The 15501-nt window shown below is 64.9% G+C and carries 10 protein-coding genes; 8 read left to right on the plus strand and 2 right to left on the minus strand.

Features of this window, described 5'->3' with window-relative positions:
• The first annotated feature begins 138 nt into the window (after nucleotides 1–138).
• Together LPA35_RS06660 and LPA35_RS06665 are read left to right on the plus strand one after the other, a co-directional pair.
• Nucleotides 139–1800, plus strand: a complete 1662-nt coding sequence (locus LPA35_RS06660) for an MFS transporter (RefSeq protein WP_228896065.1) — start codon at nucleotides 139–141, stop codon at nucleotides 1798–1800.
• 304 nt (nucleotides 1801–2104) lie between these two features.
• On the plus strand, nucleotides 2105–2296 hold the full coding sequence (locus LPA35_RS06665; protein ID WP_055393051.1) for a hypothetical protein: 192 nt from the start codon (nucleotides 2105–2107) through the stop codon (nucleotides 2294–2296).
• Nucleotides 2297–2460: 164 nt separating this feature from the next.
• Here LPA35_RS06665 and LPA35_RS06670 read toward each other — a convergent pair whose 3' ends face one another.
• Nucleotides 2461–3582 carry an ABC transporter substrate-binding protein gene (locus LPA35_RS06670; protein WP_370641374.1) on the minus strand — a complete coding sequence of 374 codons (1122 nt, stop codon included), beginning with the start codon at nucleotides 3580–3582 and terminating at the stop codon, nucleotides 2461–2463.
• A gap of 172 nt (nucleotides 3583–3754) precedes the next feature.
• On the minus strand, nucleotides 3755–4870 hold the full coding sequence (locus LPA35_RS06675) for an ABC transporter substrate-binding protein (RefSeq protein WP_121421238.1): 1116 nt from the start codon (nucleotides 4868–4870) through the stop codon (nucleotides 3755–3757).
• A 183-nt stretch (nucleotides 4871–5053) separates the two neighbouring features.
• Between LPA35_RS06675 and uvrA the strand changes: the two genes are divergently transcribed.
• From uvrA to LPA35_RS06705, 6 genes are all read left to right on the plus strand, one after another.
• Nucleotides 5054–10927: an excinuclease ABC subunit UvrA gene (gene uvrA, locus LPA35_RS06680; RefSeq protein ID WP_228896067.1), complete on the plus strand. Its 5874-nt coding sequence runs from the start codon at nucleotides 5054–5056 to the stop codon at nucleotides 10925–10927.
• 195 nt (nucleotides 10928–11122) lie between these two features.
• Complete coding sequence (locus LPA35_RS06685) at nucleotides 11123–11629, plus strand: hypothetical protein (RefSeq protein WP_228896069.1); 507 nt, start codon at nucleotides 11123–11125, stop codon at nucleotides 11627–11629.
• A gap of 202 nt (nucleotides 11630–11831) precedes the next feature.
• Nucleotides 11832–12188, plus strand: a complete 357-nt coding sequence (locus LPA35_RS06690) for a hypothetical protein (RefSeq protein ID WP_121421235.1) — start codon at nucleotides 11832–11834, stop codon at nucleotides 12186–12188.
• 178 nt (nucleotides 12189–12366) lie between these two features.
• Nucleotides 12367–12798, plus strand: coding sequence for an Lrp/AsnC family transcriptional regulator (locus LPA35_RS06695; protein WP_055393104.1), 432 nt, complete (start codon nucleotides 12367–12369; stop codon nucleotides 12796–12798).
• Between the two features lie 165 nt (nucleotides 12799–12963).
• Nucleotides 12964–13926 carry a tripartite tricarboxylate transporter substrate binding protein gene (locus LPA35_RS06700; protein WP_228896071.1) on the plus strand — a complete coding sequence of 321 codons (963 nt, stop codon included), beginning with the start codon at nucleotides 12964–12966 and terminating at the stop codon, nucleotides 13924–13926.
• Between the two features lie 71 nt (nucleotides 13927–13997).
• Nucleotides 13998–15479 carry an NYN domain-containing protein gene (locus LPA35_RS06705; protein WP_228896072.1) on the plus strand — a complete coding sequence of 494 codons (1482 nt, stop codon included), beginning with the start codon at nucleotides 13998–14000 and terminating at the stop codon, nucleotides 15477–15479.
• The last annotated feature ends 22 nt before the right edge of the window (nucleotides 15480–15501 follow it).

Raw genomic sequence — 15501 nt, forward strand, 5'->3', positions numbered from 1 at the left:
GCAGGCACTTTGTAAGTATCGGTTCAGTTTAACGCAAGCCTCTGTTGGTTTGGCGTCAGAGCAGAGTCAGTGCCTTCCCGAAGAATGACCTTGCCCGCCACTGTGCGGTCTTAAAAATCACCAGGAGACATAGACACCATGGCAACCATCCATCCCGCACCGCGGCCGATGTCGCCCGAAGAGCGCAAGGTCATCTTCGCATCGTCGCTCGGCACCGTTTTCGAGTGGTACGACTTTTACCTGTACGGCTCGCTCGCAGCCATCATCGCCAAGCAGTTTTTCAGCGGGCTGGATGCCGGATCGGCGTTCATCTTCGCGCTGCTGGCCTTCGCAGCGGGCTTCATCGTCCGTCCGTTCGGCGCGATTTTCTTCGGCCGCCTGGGCGACATGATCGGCCGCAAGTACACGTTCCTGGTCACCATCCTGATCATGGGTCTGTCCACCTTCATCGTGGGTATCTTGCCGACCTATGCCTCCATCGGTGTGGCGGCCCCCGTCATACTGATCATCCTGCGCCTGCTGCAAGGCTTGGCGCTGGGTGGTGAGTACGGCGGCGCAGCCACCTATGTGGCCGAGCATGCTCCGCACGGCAAACGCGGCGCCTACACCGCCTGGATCCAGACCACGGCCACGCTGGGTCTGTTTCTGTCGCTGATGGTGATTCTGGGCACCCGTACCATGCTGGGCGAAGAAGCCTTTGCGGACTGGGGCTGGCGTGTTCCGTTCATCGTGTCGATCCTGTTGCTGGCCATCTCGGTCTGGATCCGTCTGTCGATGAATGAATCGCCTGCCTTCCAGAAGATGAAGGCCGAGGGCAAGACCTCCAAGGCCCCACTGACCGAGTCTTTCGGCCAGTGGAAGAACCTGAAGATCGTGATCCTGGCACTGGTAGGCTTGACCGCCGGCCAGGCCGTGGTGTGGTACTCGGGCCAGTTCTATGCGCTGTTCTTCCTGACACAAGCCCTGAAGGTTGATGGCGCCACCGCCAACATCTTTGTGGCCGTCTCGCTGCTGATCGGCACGCCGTTCTTCATCGTGTTCGGTTCGCTGTCGGACAAGATTGGCCGCAAGCCCATCATTCTGGCAGGCTGTCTGCTGGCCGCGCTGACGTACTTCCCTGTGTTCGGCGCACTGACCAAGGCGGCCAACCCTGCCCTGGCTGAAGCCCAGGCCAAGAACCAAGTGATCGTGACGGCAGACCCCAAGGAATGCTCGTTCCAGTTCAACCCCACCGGCACTTCCAAGTTCACCAGCTCGTGCGACATCGCCAAGCAGGTACTGGCTGGCGCTTCGGTGAGCTATGACAACGCCGTCGCTGCCGCTGGTACGCCCGCCACGATCAAGATCGGTGACACGGTCATCGCCTCGTACACCAGCAAGGGCCTGCCCGCTGACGAAGCCAAGAAGAAAGATGGCGAGTTCAAGAAGGCTGTGGCCGATGCCCTGAAGGCTGCGGGCTACCCCACCAAGGCAGATCCTGCCCGCATCGACAAGGTCATGGTCACCGTGATCCTGACCTACCTGGTGCTGCTGGTGACCATGGTGTACGGCCCTATTGCCGCCATGCTGGTCGAAATGTTCCCCACCCGCATCCGCTACACGTCGATGTCCCTGCCGTACCACATCGGTAACGGCTGGTTCGGCGGTCTGCTGCCCACCACGGCGTTCGCCATCGTGGCCCAGACCGGCAACATGTACAACGGCCTGTGGTACCCCATCATCATTGCCGGTGCCACGGTGGTGATCGGTGGCTTGTTCATCAAGGAAACCAAGGACGTGGACATCTACGCCAATGACTGATCGGTTCTGACCGGTGAACAGGGCCCGCCCCGCAAGGGTCGGGCCCTGTGTTCCATCAAGGGGCTTGTCCGCGCACCAGTACAACCCATAACCCTGGGGATGCTGTGCATGATTCGTGCGGTAAGTGTGCGCTGCGGATCGGGATGGGCTGCAAGGCGCAAAACGCAGCAATAGCCGTAGCTGTTGCGAGGTTTTGCAACGCGGCAGACCGCCCGAGCCGCAGATGCATACGGCGCGACGAATCGTGCACAGCATCCCTAGCCAGGCCCCTTGATTGAACAAACCCATCCCAGGAGATATTGATATGTGGAAGATTGTTGTTGGCTTCGTCTTGTTTGCTGCGTTGTCGATGTACGTGATCATCACGGCGGGCGACAAGGCCGACATGGGTGGTGAAAAACACGGCGCAGATGCCGTGCATGCGCCCGAACCCGCTGCCAGTGCACCCGCAGCGGCGCCTGCGTCGGCACCTGCATCTGCGGCCAGCGCGCAGTAAGCCGCCGGGTCCCATCCCAAGTCATCAAAAAAAGCCTGCAGCCGAAAGGCCGCAGGCTTTTGTTTTGTGCGGGGCCGTCACGGTGGGCTGCACACTCCACGCCCCTACCGCTCCTGGCGCGGCGCAGGGCAAGAGCCCGCACAGCGCCTCAGTTTCTTAGGGTGTCATCGCTTGAAGCGCCCGTCACTCCCGATGATGGAAAGGTCGGCGAACACCAGACCGCTGTGGTCCGTGGGGCTGTAGCTCAGCTCCACGCCACCCAGGTCCCACTTCTTGATGCTCTCCAGGCCTGTGTGCAGCTTGGCGCGGTCCGGCTTGGGGCCCGCGCGTTTGATACCTTCCAGCAGCACCTTGGCGCTGACGAAGCCCTCCACCATCGCGGGCGTGAGATCGGAAATGTTCTTGGCGCGGGCCAGCTCCATGGCTTCCTTGACCACCGGGTAGTTCACCGACCGCTCGGAGGGAAAGACCTGCGTGACCACAACCCCCCGGGCCTGGTCGCCCAGGAGTTTGACAAAGCCGCCCGAGGCATTGTTGGACAGTGTCACGATCTGCCCCGTGACCCCTGCAGCGCGCAGCGCCTTGATGCCGTCCACCACCGCCGCGCCCGTGCCGATGAAGACCACGGCCTGGGGCTGCTTTTGCGCCACACGCGGTGCAATCGCGCTGTAGTCGGGCTTGGCACGGTCAAATTTCTCGACAAAGAGGGCTTCCAGCTGGTTGGCCTTGAAGCCCAGTTGTGCCCCTGCCAGGCCATCTGCGCCAAAGGTGTCGTCCACATGCACCACGCCAATGCGCTTGATGCCCAGGGTGTTGAGGTGGGTGATGGCCTTTTCCACCTCGCGCTGGTAGGGCGCGCGCACGTTGAAGATGAACCTGTGTACCGGCTGGTGGAGCACCATGGCGCCGGTGGAGGGGCCGACCAGCGGCACGCCGTGCTGCTCCAGCAGCGGCATGATGCCCTGGGTGTGTGGCGTGCCCCGCGTCATGAACAGCCCGATCACGCCTTTTTCCTCAATCAGAACGCGGGTGTTTTCGAGGGTCAGCTTGGGGTCGAATTTGTCGTCCAGGGATATGACCTCCACCTTCTGCCCCGCGATACCGCCCCGAGCGTTGATGTGATCAATGTAGAGCGCCGCGCCCTGCATGGATTCGGCCACCGTGGCCGCTGCCGAGCCCGTGATGCCCACCGTCTGTCCAATGAGAATCTGTCCGTGGGCTGCGCCCACCATTGCGAAGATGGCGGCCAGGGTAGCGCCCCCGCGAAGCCAGTGTGTCAATCTCATGTTTGTCCCAAGATGCCTGTTTGTTGGAGGCGTCAATATAGATACAAACGGTGACAAATAAACTGTAGAAATACGTAGGCCCGGACGGAGTTGGGCCTGCGCAACCTATGGCCATCCGGGAGATGGCTCCTAGAGCCTGTTTGCGATCCCCTGCGAGATCGTAAACAGGCTCTTAGCGACGGAACCTGCCGTCCGTACCGATGATGGAGAGGTCGGCAAAGTCCAGGCCCGTGTGGTCGTCTGGGCCGTAGCTCACCTCCAGTCCGCCCAGGTCGAATTTCTTGATGCCTTCCAGGGCCGTGTGGATCTTGTCGCGGCTGGGCTTGGGGCCGGCGCGCTTGAGCCCTTCCACCAGCACCTTGGCGGCTGCAAAACCTTCGAGCATGGCGGGGCTGATCTCCTGCAAGCCCTTGGCCCGGGCCAGCTCCTGGGCTTCCTTGACCATGGCGTAGGTCACCGCGCGCTCATTGGGGTACACCTGGGTCACGATCACGCCGCGCGCGTTGTTGCCCAGGCTCTTGATGAAGCCACCCGAGGCATTGTTGGACAGCGTCACGATCTGTGCGGCAGAGCCTGCGGCGCGCAGCGCATTGCTGCCATCGACCACGGCAGAGCCGGAGGCGATCATCAGCACGGCCTGGGTGTCTGCCTTTGCCACCTTGGCCGCAACCGGGGCGAAATCAGGCTTGGCACGGTCAAACTTCTCCAGCACCACGGGTGTGAGCTTGGCCGCCGCCAGGCCTTTTTGTGCCCCCGCCACGCCATCGGCGCCAAAGCTGTCGTCGGCATACACCACGGCAATGCGGGTAATGCCCATGGAGGCCAGGTGGGTCATGGCCTTTTCTGCCTCGCGCTGGTAGGTGGCGCGCACGTTGAAGATGTATTTGCGCACGGGCTGGTGCAGCACCATGGCGCCCGTGGAAGGGCCGACCAGTGCCACGCCGTGCTTTTCCAGCAGGGGAACGATGGCCTCGGTGTGGGGCGTGCCGCGTGTGAGGAACAGCGCTGACACATTGTTTTCCTCGATCAGCTTGCGCGCGTTTTCTGCGGCCAGCTTGGGGTCGAACTTGTCGTCCAGCGAGGTCAGTTCGATCTTCTGGCCGTTGACGCCGCCCTTGGCATTGACCGCATCGATATAGAGCAGGGCGCCGTCGGTGGTTTCCTTCACGCCTGCCGCCACCTGCCCGGAGAAGCCGGCGGTTTGCCCGATCAGGATCTGGGCATGGCCAGCGCCGCACAGCGCGGCGGCCAGAGCGACTGCGGCTCCCCATTGTGTCCATTTGTACATGGTCGTCTCCTTGGATTGACTGGCTACTCTAGACAAATGTGCCCTGTTTGCGAACCGGCATAACCCGATGTTGTGACAGCACCTGTCAGCAGACCCGCAATCAAAGGGTATTGCGGCAAGGCCGGACGGGCGCCACTGCGGTGCCTAGAATGTTCCGCCTCACCCTCGAAAAAGACTGCCTCCATGACCCAGGGACTGATCCGTATCCGCGGCGCACGCCAGCACAACCTCAAGAACCTGGATCTGGACATCCGCACCGGCGAACTCACGGTGGTCACGGGGCCCAGCGGCTCGGGCAAATCCAGCCTGGTGTTTGACACGCTCTATGCCGAGGGCCAGCGCCGCTACGTGGAGACCTTCAGCGCCTACGCCCGCCAGTTCCTCGACCGCATGGACAAGCCCGCTGTGGACAAGGTCGAGGGCGTGCCGCCGGCCATCGCCATCGACCAGACCAACCCCGTGCGCTCCAGCCGCTCCACCGTGGGCACGATGACGGAGCTGAACGACCACCTGAAGCTGCTGTTCGCCCGTGCGGGCCGGTTGTTCGACAAGCAGACCGCGCAGCCGGTGCGCCATGACACGCCCGAGACCATCTACGCGGAGCTGGCCGCGCGCTGCGCTGCCGCCAGTGACCCCCGCATCGTGTTGACTTTCCCGGTCGAGTTGCCTGCCAACACCAGCGCGGAGCAGGTGGAGCAGTGGCTGTCCGCCAGTGGCTTCACCAAGGTGCAGGCCGAGCGCGAGGTGGCTACGCCCACCGGCCCGCGCAAGGTGCTGGATGTGGTGGCCGACCGGTTTCGTCTGGGCAATGCCGAGAAGGCGCGGGTGATCGAGGCCATCGAGGTCGCGCTCAAGCGCGGCACGGGGCGCTTGAATGTCTATCGGCTCTTGGACGAGAGCGAACCAGAGCTGTGGAGGTTTTCGACGGGCCTGCACTGCCCCGACAGCGACCTGCGCTACAGCGACCCCATCCCGTCGGCCTTCTCGTTCAACTCCGCCGTGGGCGCCTGCGACAGCTGCCGGGGCTTTGGCCGCGTGATCGGCGTGGACTACGGCCTCGTCATCCCCAACGACAAGCTCACGCTGCGCGCGGGCGCCATCAAGACCATCCAGACCCCCGCGTGGAAAGAAGCGCAGGACGACCTCATGCGCCATGCCGAAACGGCTGGTATCCCGCGCGACACGCCCTGGTACAAGCTGACCGACGACCAGAAAAAGTGGGTGATCGGCGGCGCCCCCGGCTACAAGGACGGGCAATGGAGCAAGCAGTGGTACGGCATCAAGCGCTTTTTTGAGTACCTGGAGAGCAAGGCCTACAAGATGCACATCCGCGTGCTCTTGTCCAAGTACCGCAGCTACACGCCATGCCCCACCTGCGCGGGTGCGCGGCTCAAGACCGAAAGCCTGCTCTGGCGCATCGGCCGCAAGGAGGATGCCGATGCGGTGCTGGAGCCTGGCAAACGGTTCATGCCTGAGGGGGTGCAATGGTCGCGCGAGCAGCTCGAGGCGCTGCCCGGCCTGTGCCTGCATGACCTGATGCTGCTGCCTATCGACCGCCTGCGAAGGTTCTTTGATCGCATGCAGTTGCCGGTGGGCGACGATGCCAAAGGCGGCGATGCGCAAGCGCTCAAGCTGCTGCACGAAGAAATCACCACCCGCCTCCGATACCTGTGCGACGTGGGCATTGGCTACCTCACGCTCGACCGGCAAAGCCGCACACTGAGTGGCGGCGAGGTGCAGCGCATCAACCTCACCACGGCGCTGGGTACCAGCCTGGTCAACACGCTGTTCGTGCTGGACGAGCCCAGCATCGGCCTGCACCCGCGCGACATGCACCGCATCACCGAGGCCATGCTGCGCCTGCGCGATGCGGGCAACACGCTGGTGGTGGTGGAGCACGACCCCGCCGTGATGCTGGCGGCTGACCGCATGATCGACATGGGCCCTGGCCCGGGCCGCCTGGGCGGGCAGATCGTGTTTGACGGCACCACGGCCGATTTGCGCAACGCCGACACGCTGACCGGCGCCTACCTGGGTGGGCGCAAGCACGTGGGTTTTGGCTTCAAGCGCATGGTCACCGAATCCACGCCGCGCCTCATCCTCGAAGGCGCGCGCGAGCACAACCTGCAGGATGTAACGGTGGAGTTCCCGCTGCAGCGCCTGGTCACCGTGACCGGCGTCAGTGGCTCGGGCAAGTCGAGCCTGATCCAGGACGTGCTGGCCCCCGCGCTGCTGCGCCACTTTGGCAAGGCCACCGACACGCCGGGCGCGCACGACCGCATGCTGGGCGCCGACCATTTGTCGGATGTTGTGTTTGTCGATCAATCCCCCATCGGAAAAACCGCTCGATCCAACCCCGTGAGCTACGTGGGCGCGTGGGACAGCATCCGCGAACTGTTTGCCGTGGCGCCGCTGTCGAAGCAGCGCAGCTACACGGCCAGCAAGTTCAGCTTCAACAGCGGCGATGGGCGCTGCCCGACCTGTGGCGGCTCGGGCTTCGAGCATGTGGAGATGCAGTTCCTGAGCGACGTGTACCTGCGCTGCCCGGACTGCGACGGCAAGCGTTACCGGCCCGAGATCCTGGAGATCACCATCGAGCGCGGTGGTCGGACGTTGAATGTGGCCGACGTGTTGGCGCTCACGGTGGCCGAGGCAGCAGACCTGTTTGCCAATGACCGCGATGTGATCCGCGCGCTGCAGCCCATCGTGGATGTAGGGCTCGAATACGTGGCGTTGGGCCAGCCCGTGCCGACCTTGTCAGGCGGCGAGGCGCAGCGCCTCAAGCTTGCAGGCTTTCTGGCCGAGGCCGCGCGCAGCGCATCCAAATCGCGCCAGTCCGTCGCCCGCAAAGGCACGCTGTTCTTGTTTGACGAGCCCACCACTGGCCTGCACTTTGACGACATTGCCAAGTTGATGCGCGCGCTGCGCAAGCTCATCGATGCGGGGCACTCGCTCATCGTCATCGAACACAACCTGGACGTGATCCGCGCGAGCGACTGGCTCATCGACCTGGGCCCTGAAGGCGGCTACGCGGGCGGCCTCATCGTGGCGGAGGGCACGCCCGAGGACGTGCGTGCCCATGCCACCTCACACACCGGGCAGGCGCTGCGCGACTACGAACTGGCGCTGGGCGTGGGCGGCCACTCGGTGCACGAAAAAGCTGCTGTGCTACGAAAATCAGAGCGCCTCGCGTATATGAATCAAGCGCCAGCAGCCAAAAACGCTATACAAATCGTCAACGCCAAGGAGCACAACCTCAAGAACCTGAGCGTGGACATTCCGCGTGGCAAGTTCAACGTGGTGACGGGCGTGAGCGGCTCGGGCAAGTCCACGCTCGCGTTTGACATTTTGTTCAACGAAGGCCAGCGGCGTTACCTCGAATCGCTCAACGCCTATGCCCGCAGCATCGTGCAGCCAGCCGGTCGGCCCGAGGTGGATGCCGTGTACGGCATCCCGCCCACTGTCGCCATCGAGCAGCGCCTCTCGCGCGGCGGTCGCAAGTCCACCGTGGGCACCACCACCGAGGTGTGGCACTTTCTGCGCCTGCTGTACGTCAAGCTGGGCACCCAGCACTGCACCAAAGACGGCGCAGCCGTGCAGCCGCAAACGCCCGAGAGCATCGCCGCGCAGTTGCTCACGCAGTTCCGTGGCCAGCACATCGGACTGCTCGCGCCGCTGGTGATGAACCGCAAGGGCGTGTACACCGAGCTGGCCGACTGGGCCCGCCCGCGCGGCCACACGCATCTGCGCGTGGATGGCAACTTCCTGCCCACCACCAACTTCCCGCGCATTGACCGCTTCAAGGAGCACACTATTGAGCTGCCTGTTGCCAGCCTGGATGTGTCGCCCGAGAACGAAGCCCAGCTCCGCAAGGCGCTGGCCGACGCGCTCACGCACGGCAAGGGCGTGGTGCATGTGCTGAGCAGCATCGACACGCTGGCTGCGGCCATGGAGGGCGGCTTGCCCACGGCCGGTATTGGCCATCTGCAAGCCTTTTCGACCAAGCGTGCCTGCCCGGTGTGCGCCACCAGCTATGCCGAGCTTGACCCGCGCCTGTTCTCGTACAACAGCAAGCATGGCTGGTGCCCCGACTGCGTGGGCACGGGCGTCAAGCTCACCAAAGACCAGCGCAAGGTGTTCGACGACTCGGTACAAGACGACAAGGAAAAGGGCCGCGAGCAGACCTTTGCCGAGCCCGAGGTGGAAGATTTGCAGGACACAGCTTGCCCCACATGCCACGGCACGCGTCTGAACGCCACGGCCCGCGCGGTGAAGTTTGCGGGGGTGGGCATCACCGACATCGCCGCGCTGTCGGTGACGGATGTGCGCCGCTGGATCGAGACCCTGCGCATCGAAGGCGGCATGACCCAGCGCGAAGGCGACATCGCCCGCGACTTGGTGCCCGAGATCCAGAGCCGCCTCGAATTCCTCGAAGAAGTGGGCCTGGGCTACCTCACGCTCGACCGGGGCGCGCCCACGCTCAGCGGTGGCGAGGCGCAGCGCATCCGCCTGGCCGCGCAGCTGGGCAGCAACCTGCAGGGGGTTTGCTACGTGCTCGACGAGCCCACCATTGGCCTGCATGCACGCGACAACCAGATCCTGCTCAACGCCCTGCACAAGCTGGGCGACAAGGGCAACACGCTGGTGGTGGTGGAGCACGACGAAGACACCATCCGCCGCGCCGACCACATCATCGACATTGGCCCCAGCGCGGGCAAACGCGGCGGGCGCCTGGTGGCGCAGGGCAGCGTGGCCGACATCACGGGCGCCGAAGATTCGCAAACCGGCCGCTACCTGCTGCACGCCATGAAGCATCCGCTGCAGCTGCGCCGCAGCATGTCGGCCAGCGAGGTCAGTGCCGAGGCCACGGCCGCCTTTGCCCGTGCCGAAGCTGCGGCGCCTACCGGCCGACAGAGCGCTGCCGTCAAGAAGCGCGCGGCCCAGGCCGCATCGCTGGCCGCAGACGCGCTGACCGAGGCCAAGGAACGTGCCGCCATGCGCTGGCTTACGGTGCATGGCGCGCAGTTGCACAACCTGCAGAACGTGACGGCCACCGTGCCACTGCACCGCCTGGTGGCAGTGACGGGCGTGAGCGGTTCGGGCAAGTCGACCCTGGCGCGCGATGTGCTGCTGGCCAATGTGCAGGCCTGGGTGCAGCAGCGCAGTACCAAGGCCGGGCGCGATGCCATGGACGCGGGCAAGGCGCCGCCACTGGTCGGTTGCACGGGCCTGTCGGGCTTCGAGAGCATCGACCGCGTGCTCGAAGTGGACCAGACGCCCATCGGCAAAACGCCGCGTTCATGCCCCGCCACCTACATCGGCTTCTGGGACACCATCCGCAAGCTGTTTGCCGAGACGCTGGAGGCCAAGGCACGTGGCTATGTGGCTGGGCGCTTTTCTTTCAACACTGGCGAAGGCCGCTGCCCCGGCTGCGAAGGCGCGGGCGTGCGCACCATCGAGATGAGCTTCTTGCCCGATGTGAAGGTGCCCTGCGAGACCTGCCACGGCGCGCGCTTCAACCCCGAAACCCTGGCCGTGACCTGGCGCGGCAAGAGCATTGGCGACGTACTGCAGATGGAGGTGGACGAGGCCGTGGGCTTCTTCGCCACCATGCCCAGCATTGCGCACCCGCTGCAGCTCTTGCAGGACGTGGGCCTGGGCTACCTCACGCTGGGCCAACCGTCGCCGACCTTGAGCGGTGGCGAGGCGCAGCGCATCAAGCTCGTCACCGAACTCACCAAGGTGCGCGACGAGGTGGGCCGCCGAGGGCAGAAGGCGCCGCACACACTGTATGTGCTGGACGAGCCCACCGTGGGCCTGCACATGGCCGACGTCGACAAGCTCATCCGCGTGCTGCACCGCCTGGTCGACGGCGGCCACAGCGTGATCGTGATCGAGCACGACCTGGATGTGATCGCCGAGGCTGACTGGATCCTGGACCTGGGCCCTGAAGGTGGCAACGCAGGCGGGCGCATCGTGGCAGCCGCGACGCCCGAGGATGTGGTGGCGGCGGGCACACATACTGGAAAGGCGCTGGCCGCGGTGCTGGCGCGCTGAGACATGTGAGCGGGGCGGGCGGCAGAGGCGGGGTGGCTCCATGCCAGCCATTTGGTTGGCGCACACCCCTGTCGGCCCATGTCCTACGCACAACGCGGAATATGGCGCACGCGCTGCGGGGGGGGGGGCTTCCTACGATGGGTTGCAGGGGATCGGCTCCCCACCTTCCTTCCACATCTACGGACGCCCATCACCATGAACGCTTTTCATTTCCTCAAGACCTGGACTGCCCTTGCGGCTGCTTCTGTGCTGCTGGTCGCCTGCGGCGGCGGCAATGACGATGACCCAACACCCAGCAACGAACCCGGTGTGCTGACCGTGACCAGCGCTACGGTGGACGGTCTTAACGGTGTGTACGGCAACGGCACGTTGAACCTCACCGGCGTGGACAAGGAAAACCCCATCGGCTCGGTGCCCGAGTTGTGTGCTTTCCGTTTTGACGGGGCCAACAAGGTGGGTTCTTCGGCCACCGCCTTTGGCGACATCCGGTATCGCCCCGATGCGACGGGCCTGCACCAGGTCTTCCTGACCTTTGATGGCAAGGAATACGCCAGCGGCGAGCCGACTGACACGGCGGTGGTACGCGAGAGCGACCAGGTGCGCTTCAGCGGGAAAACGTTGACAGCCACGGACGGCTCGAATGCCACCCTGCGCGTCACCGGCATCGTGCCCATGCGCCCGAACCGGCCGCTGGGCTGCTGATCCGGCGGCAGTTTCATTCCCTCTTTACTTGTCTCCCTCCTCGGTCCCTTCGACCGGTTTGGCCCCCGCTGTGATCGCAGCGGGGGCTTTTTTGTTGGGGCCTGTGGTCGCGCAGCCAGTCGCGCGGCGGTAATGGGGCCGCACAATGCACCGTGGAGCGCGGGGGGCATTTGCCGCTCGCGCATGTTCCCTTTGCACCCCCATGCCCGAACAACTGCCTGCTCACCCCACCGTGGTGTGGTTGCATCCCGCAGCACCCGCCAAGCCCGCAGAAGGCGCACCCTGCAACGGCTGTGGGCTGTGCTGCCTGGCGGAGCCCTGCCCGCTGGGGATGCTGGTGTCACGGCGCCGCAAGGGGGCCTGCACGGCCCTGCGCTGGAGCGATGCTGACCAGCGCTATTGGTGTGGCATGGTGGCTGACCCCGGTGGTGTCACCGGCCTGTCCCATCCCTGGGCTGTGCGCGCACTGTCTGCGCTGGCCCGGCGCTGGATCGCATCGGGCGTGGGTTGCGATGCGCGGCTGGATGCGCAGGCCCCGCATCCCACGGATTCGTTGTGATGCGAGCGCTATGAATTTGATGGCGTTTGATGCTTTCTAGACGGGCGCTGCCGGCCTTCTTGATCCAGATTCAGCGTGAGAAGTCGTCCGCGTTGCGCCGGGCGGAAGAAATGCCCGTGCCAGCTTGCAGGGCCACAATGCACAGAAAATTGCCGAACTGCCAGCTATAGAGCCTGCCATGACCAAACTGGACGACACCGACCGCGAAATCCTCAGCATCCTGCGCGCCGACGCACGCACCCCCGTGGCCACGCTGGCGCAGAAGCTGCGTGTATCGCGCGGCACCGTTCAGAACCGCTTGCACAAGATGGAGGAGGGCGGTGTAATCGTCGGCTATACCGTGCGGCTGCGGCCCGATTCGGAGCCCCAGCGCATCCGTGCGTGGATGAGCATCGCGGTCGAGGGCAATGCGGCGCCCGCTGTCATCCATGCGCTGCGCGGTGAGCCCACGGTGGGCACCCTGCACACCACCAACGGCCGCTGGGACATCGTGGCCGAGGTGCGCGCCGAAAGCCTGGAGGCATTCGATGCGGCGCTGGGCCGCATCCGCCTCACGCCGGGCATTGCCAACACGGAAACCAGCCTGCTGCTGTCCACGTACAAAGTGTGACAAACGCCTGCGGTGTTGCGCGCTACCGGCGCGTTGCGGGAACCATCCTGCCCCAGCCGCGCTGCCGCCTTGGTGACAGAGGCTAGGGGGTTTCCTGCATGCCCCGCGCGAGGGGCTGCAGTCCAATGAGCGAATCTTTTGTCTTTCGTTTTGAGGAGCTTCGCCATGCAACGTCGCCAGATCATCCAATGGGGAGCCGCCAGCCTCGCCGCCCCCGCGTTCCTGGCGCAGGCCCAGAGCTTTCCCAACAAACCCATCAAGCTGATCATCGCCTTCCCGGCCGGCGGCCCCACCGACATCACCATGCGCGCGTTGGCTGACAACGCCAGCAAGATCCTCGGGCAGACCGTGATTGTCGAAAACAAGCCCGGCGCGGGCGGCACCTTGCCTGCCCAGGCGCTGCAGACCGTGCCTGCCGACGGCTACACGGTGGCGCAGATTCCGCTGGGCGTGTTCCGCCTGCCCTACACCACCAAGATCAACTGGGATCCGGTCAAGGACATCAGCTACGTGCTCAACGTCACAGGCTACGCGTTTGGACTGGTGGTGCCCGCCGACTCGCCGCTCAAGACCTGGACGCACTTCGTGGCCTGGGCCAAGGCCAACCCCGGCAAGCTCAGCTACGGCTCCACCGGCACCATGACCAGCCCGCACCTGACCATGGAACTCATCGCCCAGCAGCTGGGCCTGGAGCTGCTGCACGTTCCCTACAAGGGCAGCGCCGACCTCATGCAGTCCATCCTGGGCGGGCAGATCATGGCGGCGGCCGACTCCACCGGCTTTGCGCCGCAGGTGGAAGCGGGCAAGCTGCGCGTGCTCAACACCTGGGGCGCCGAGCGCTTGGCCAAGTTCCCCGACGCGCCCACGCTCAAGGAGCTGGGCCTGAACCTGGTGCAGAACTCGCCCTTTGGCATCGGCGTACCCAAGGGCACACCCGATGCGGTGGTCAAGCGCCTGCACGATGCCTTCAAGCAGGCCATGGAGCAGGAGAGCTATCGCACGGCCCTGGCGCGCTATGACATGGTGCCGATGTACATGAGCACGGCGGCGTACAAGAAGTTTGCGCAGGACACGTTCACGCGCGAGAAGGCGCTGGTAGAGAAACTGGGCTTGGCCAAACCCACCTGAGGCCATCCCTTCGGAGGGCGCAATGCGTTCCGTGTGATGATCCGCAGCATTGAACGGAACTCACACACGATATGGCATCCCCCTCCGACAGCATCAGCATGGCCCTGTTCTGCGACTTTGAAAACGTCGCCCTGGGCGTGCGCGATGCGCAGTACGAAAAGTTCGACATCAAGCCCATCCTGGAGCGCCTGCTGCTCAAGGGCTCCATCGTGGTCAAGAAGGCCTATTGCGACTGGGAGCGCTACAAGGGCTTCAAGGCCACCATGCACGAGGCGAATTTCGAGCTGATCGAAATCCCCCATGTGCGCCAGTCCGGCAAAAATTCGGCCGACATCCGCCTGGTGGTGGACGCGCTGGACCTCTGCTACACCAAGTCGCACGTCAACACCTTCGTCATCATCAGCGGCGACTCGGACTTTTCGCCGCTGGTGTCCAAGCTGCGCGAGAACAACAAGCAGGTGATCGGCGTGGGCGTGAAGCAGTCCACGTCCGATCTGCTGATTGCCAACTGCGACGAATTCATCTTTTACGACGACCTGGTGCGCGAGAACCAGCGCGCCCAGGCCCGCCGCCAGAGCCCGGGCAGCAATCCGGCACCCGCGCCACGCCGCAGCCCCGAGGAGGAGCGCAGCCGAAAGGAAAGCCAGGACGCGCGCCGGACCCAGGGCGTGGAGCTGGCGGCCGAAACGTTTGAAGCCCTGCTGTCCGAGCGCGGCGACACCGGCAAGATCTGGGCCTCGGTGCTCAAGGAGGCCATCAAGCGTCGCAAGCCCGATTTCAGCGAAGGCCGGTATGGCTTCCGCACCTTTGGCAACCTGCTGGAGGAAGCGCAGGCGCGTGGGCTGCTGGAGTTTGGGCGCGATGAAAAATCGGGTGCGTATGTGTTCCGCAGCCATGGTCAGCCCAGCGCAACAGCGGCGCCCGCCAGGTCAGAGGGCGCGGGCGAGCGCGCCAGCCAGGGCGGCGCCACACGGCACGACTTCCATGCGGTGGCGACGGCGCCTGACCTGCGTTCGGACGGCGGCGAAGAGCAGGGCCCATCGGGCCGCAGCCGAGGGCGTCGCGGTGAGGGCCCGGACCGGGCAGACACGCGCTCCCCGCAGCGCCACGAACACCTTGAGGCCGAACAGGCCGATACCCCTGCAGAGCGTCCGGCCAGCCGCTACTTCAGCCAGTCCGTTGCCCCCGAGGCTGCGCCGCCAGAGCCGGTGATCGACTCCACCCCGCTGCAAGAAATGCGCTCCGAAGTGGAAGAGGGTGCGGACACGCCGGAAGGCGGTGCATCCACCGAGGACGATGGCCCCGAAGCCGCCACCCCTCGCCGCAGCCGCGCGCGCAGTGGAGACGGCGCAAAGCCCGGCGCCAGCCCCCGCAAGGCCGCCACGCCCCTTGCGCGCAGCGCGCGTGCTGGAGGGAGGGAGGTAAGTGCCGAGTCCTCTACTGCCGCTCCCGAGGCCTCCGCCGCCGAGGCAGAAGGCGCCACACCCGCCAAGGCACCCGCTGCCCGTCCTCGCAGCCGAGCCCGTAAACCGGCAGCCAAGTCGGCTGAGTAAGGGCTATCGGCCCGCTGCGGTC

The sequence above is a fragment of the Acidovorax sp. Leaf73 genome, from assembly GCF_916855635.1.
Classification (GTDB): Bacteria; Pseudomonadota; Gammaproteobacteria; order Burkholderiales; family Burkholderiaceae_C; genus Acidovorax; species Acidovorax facilis.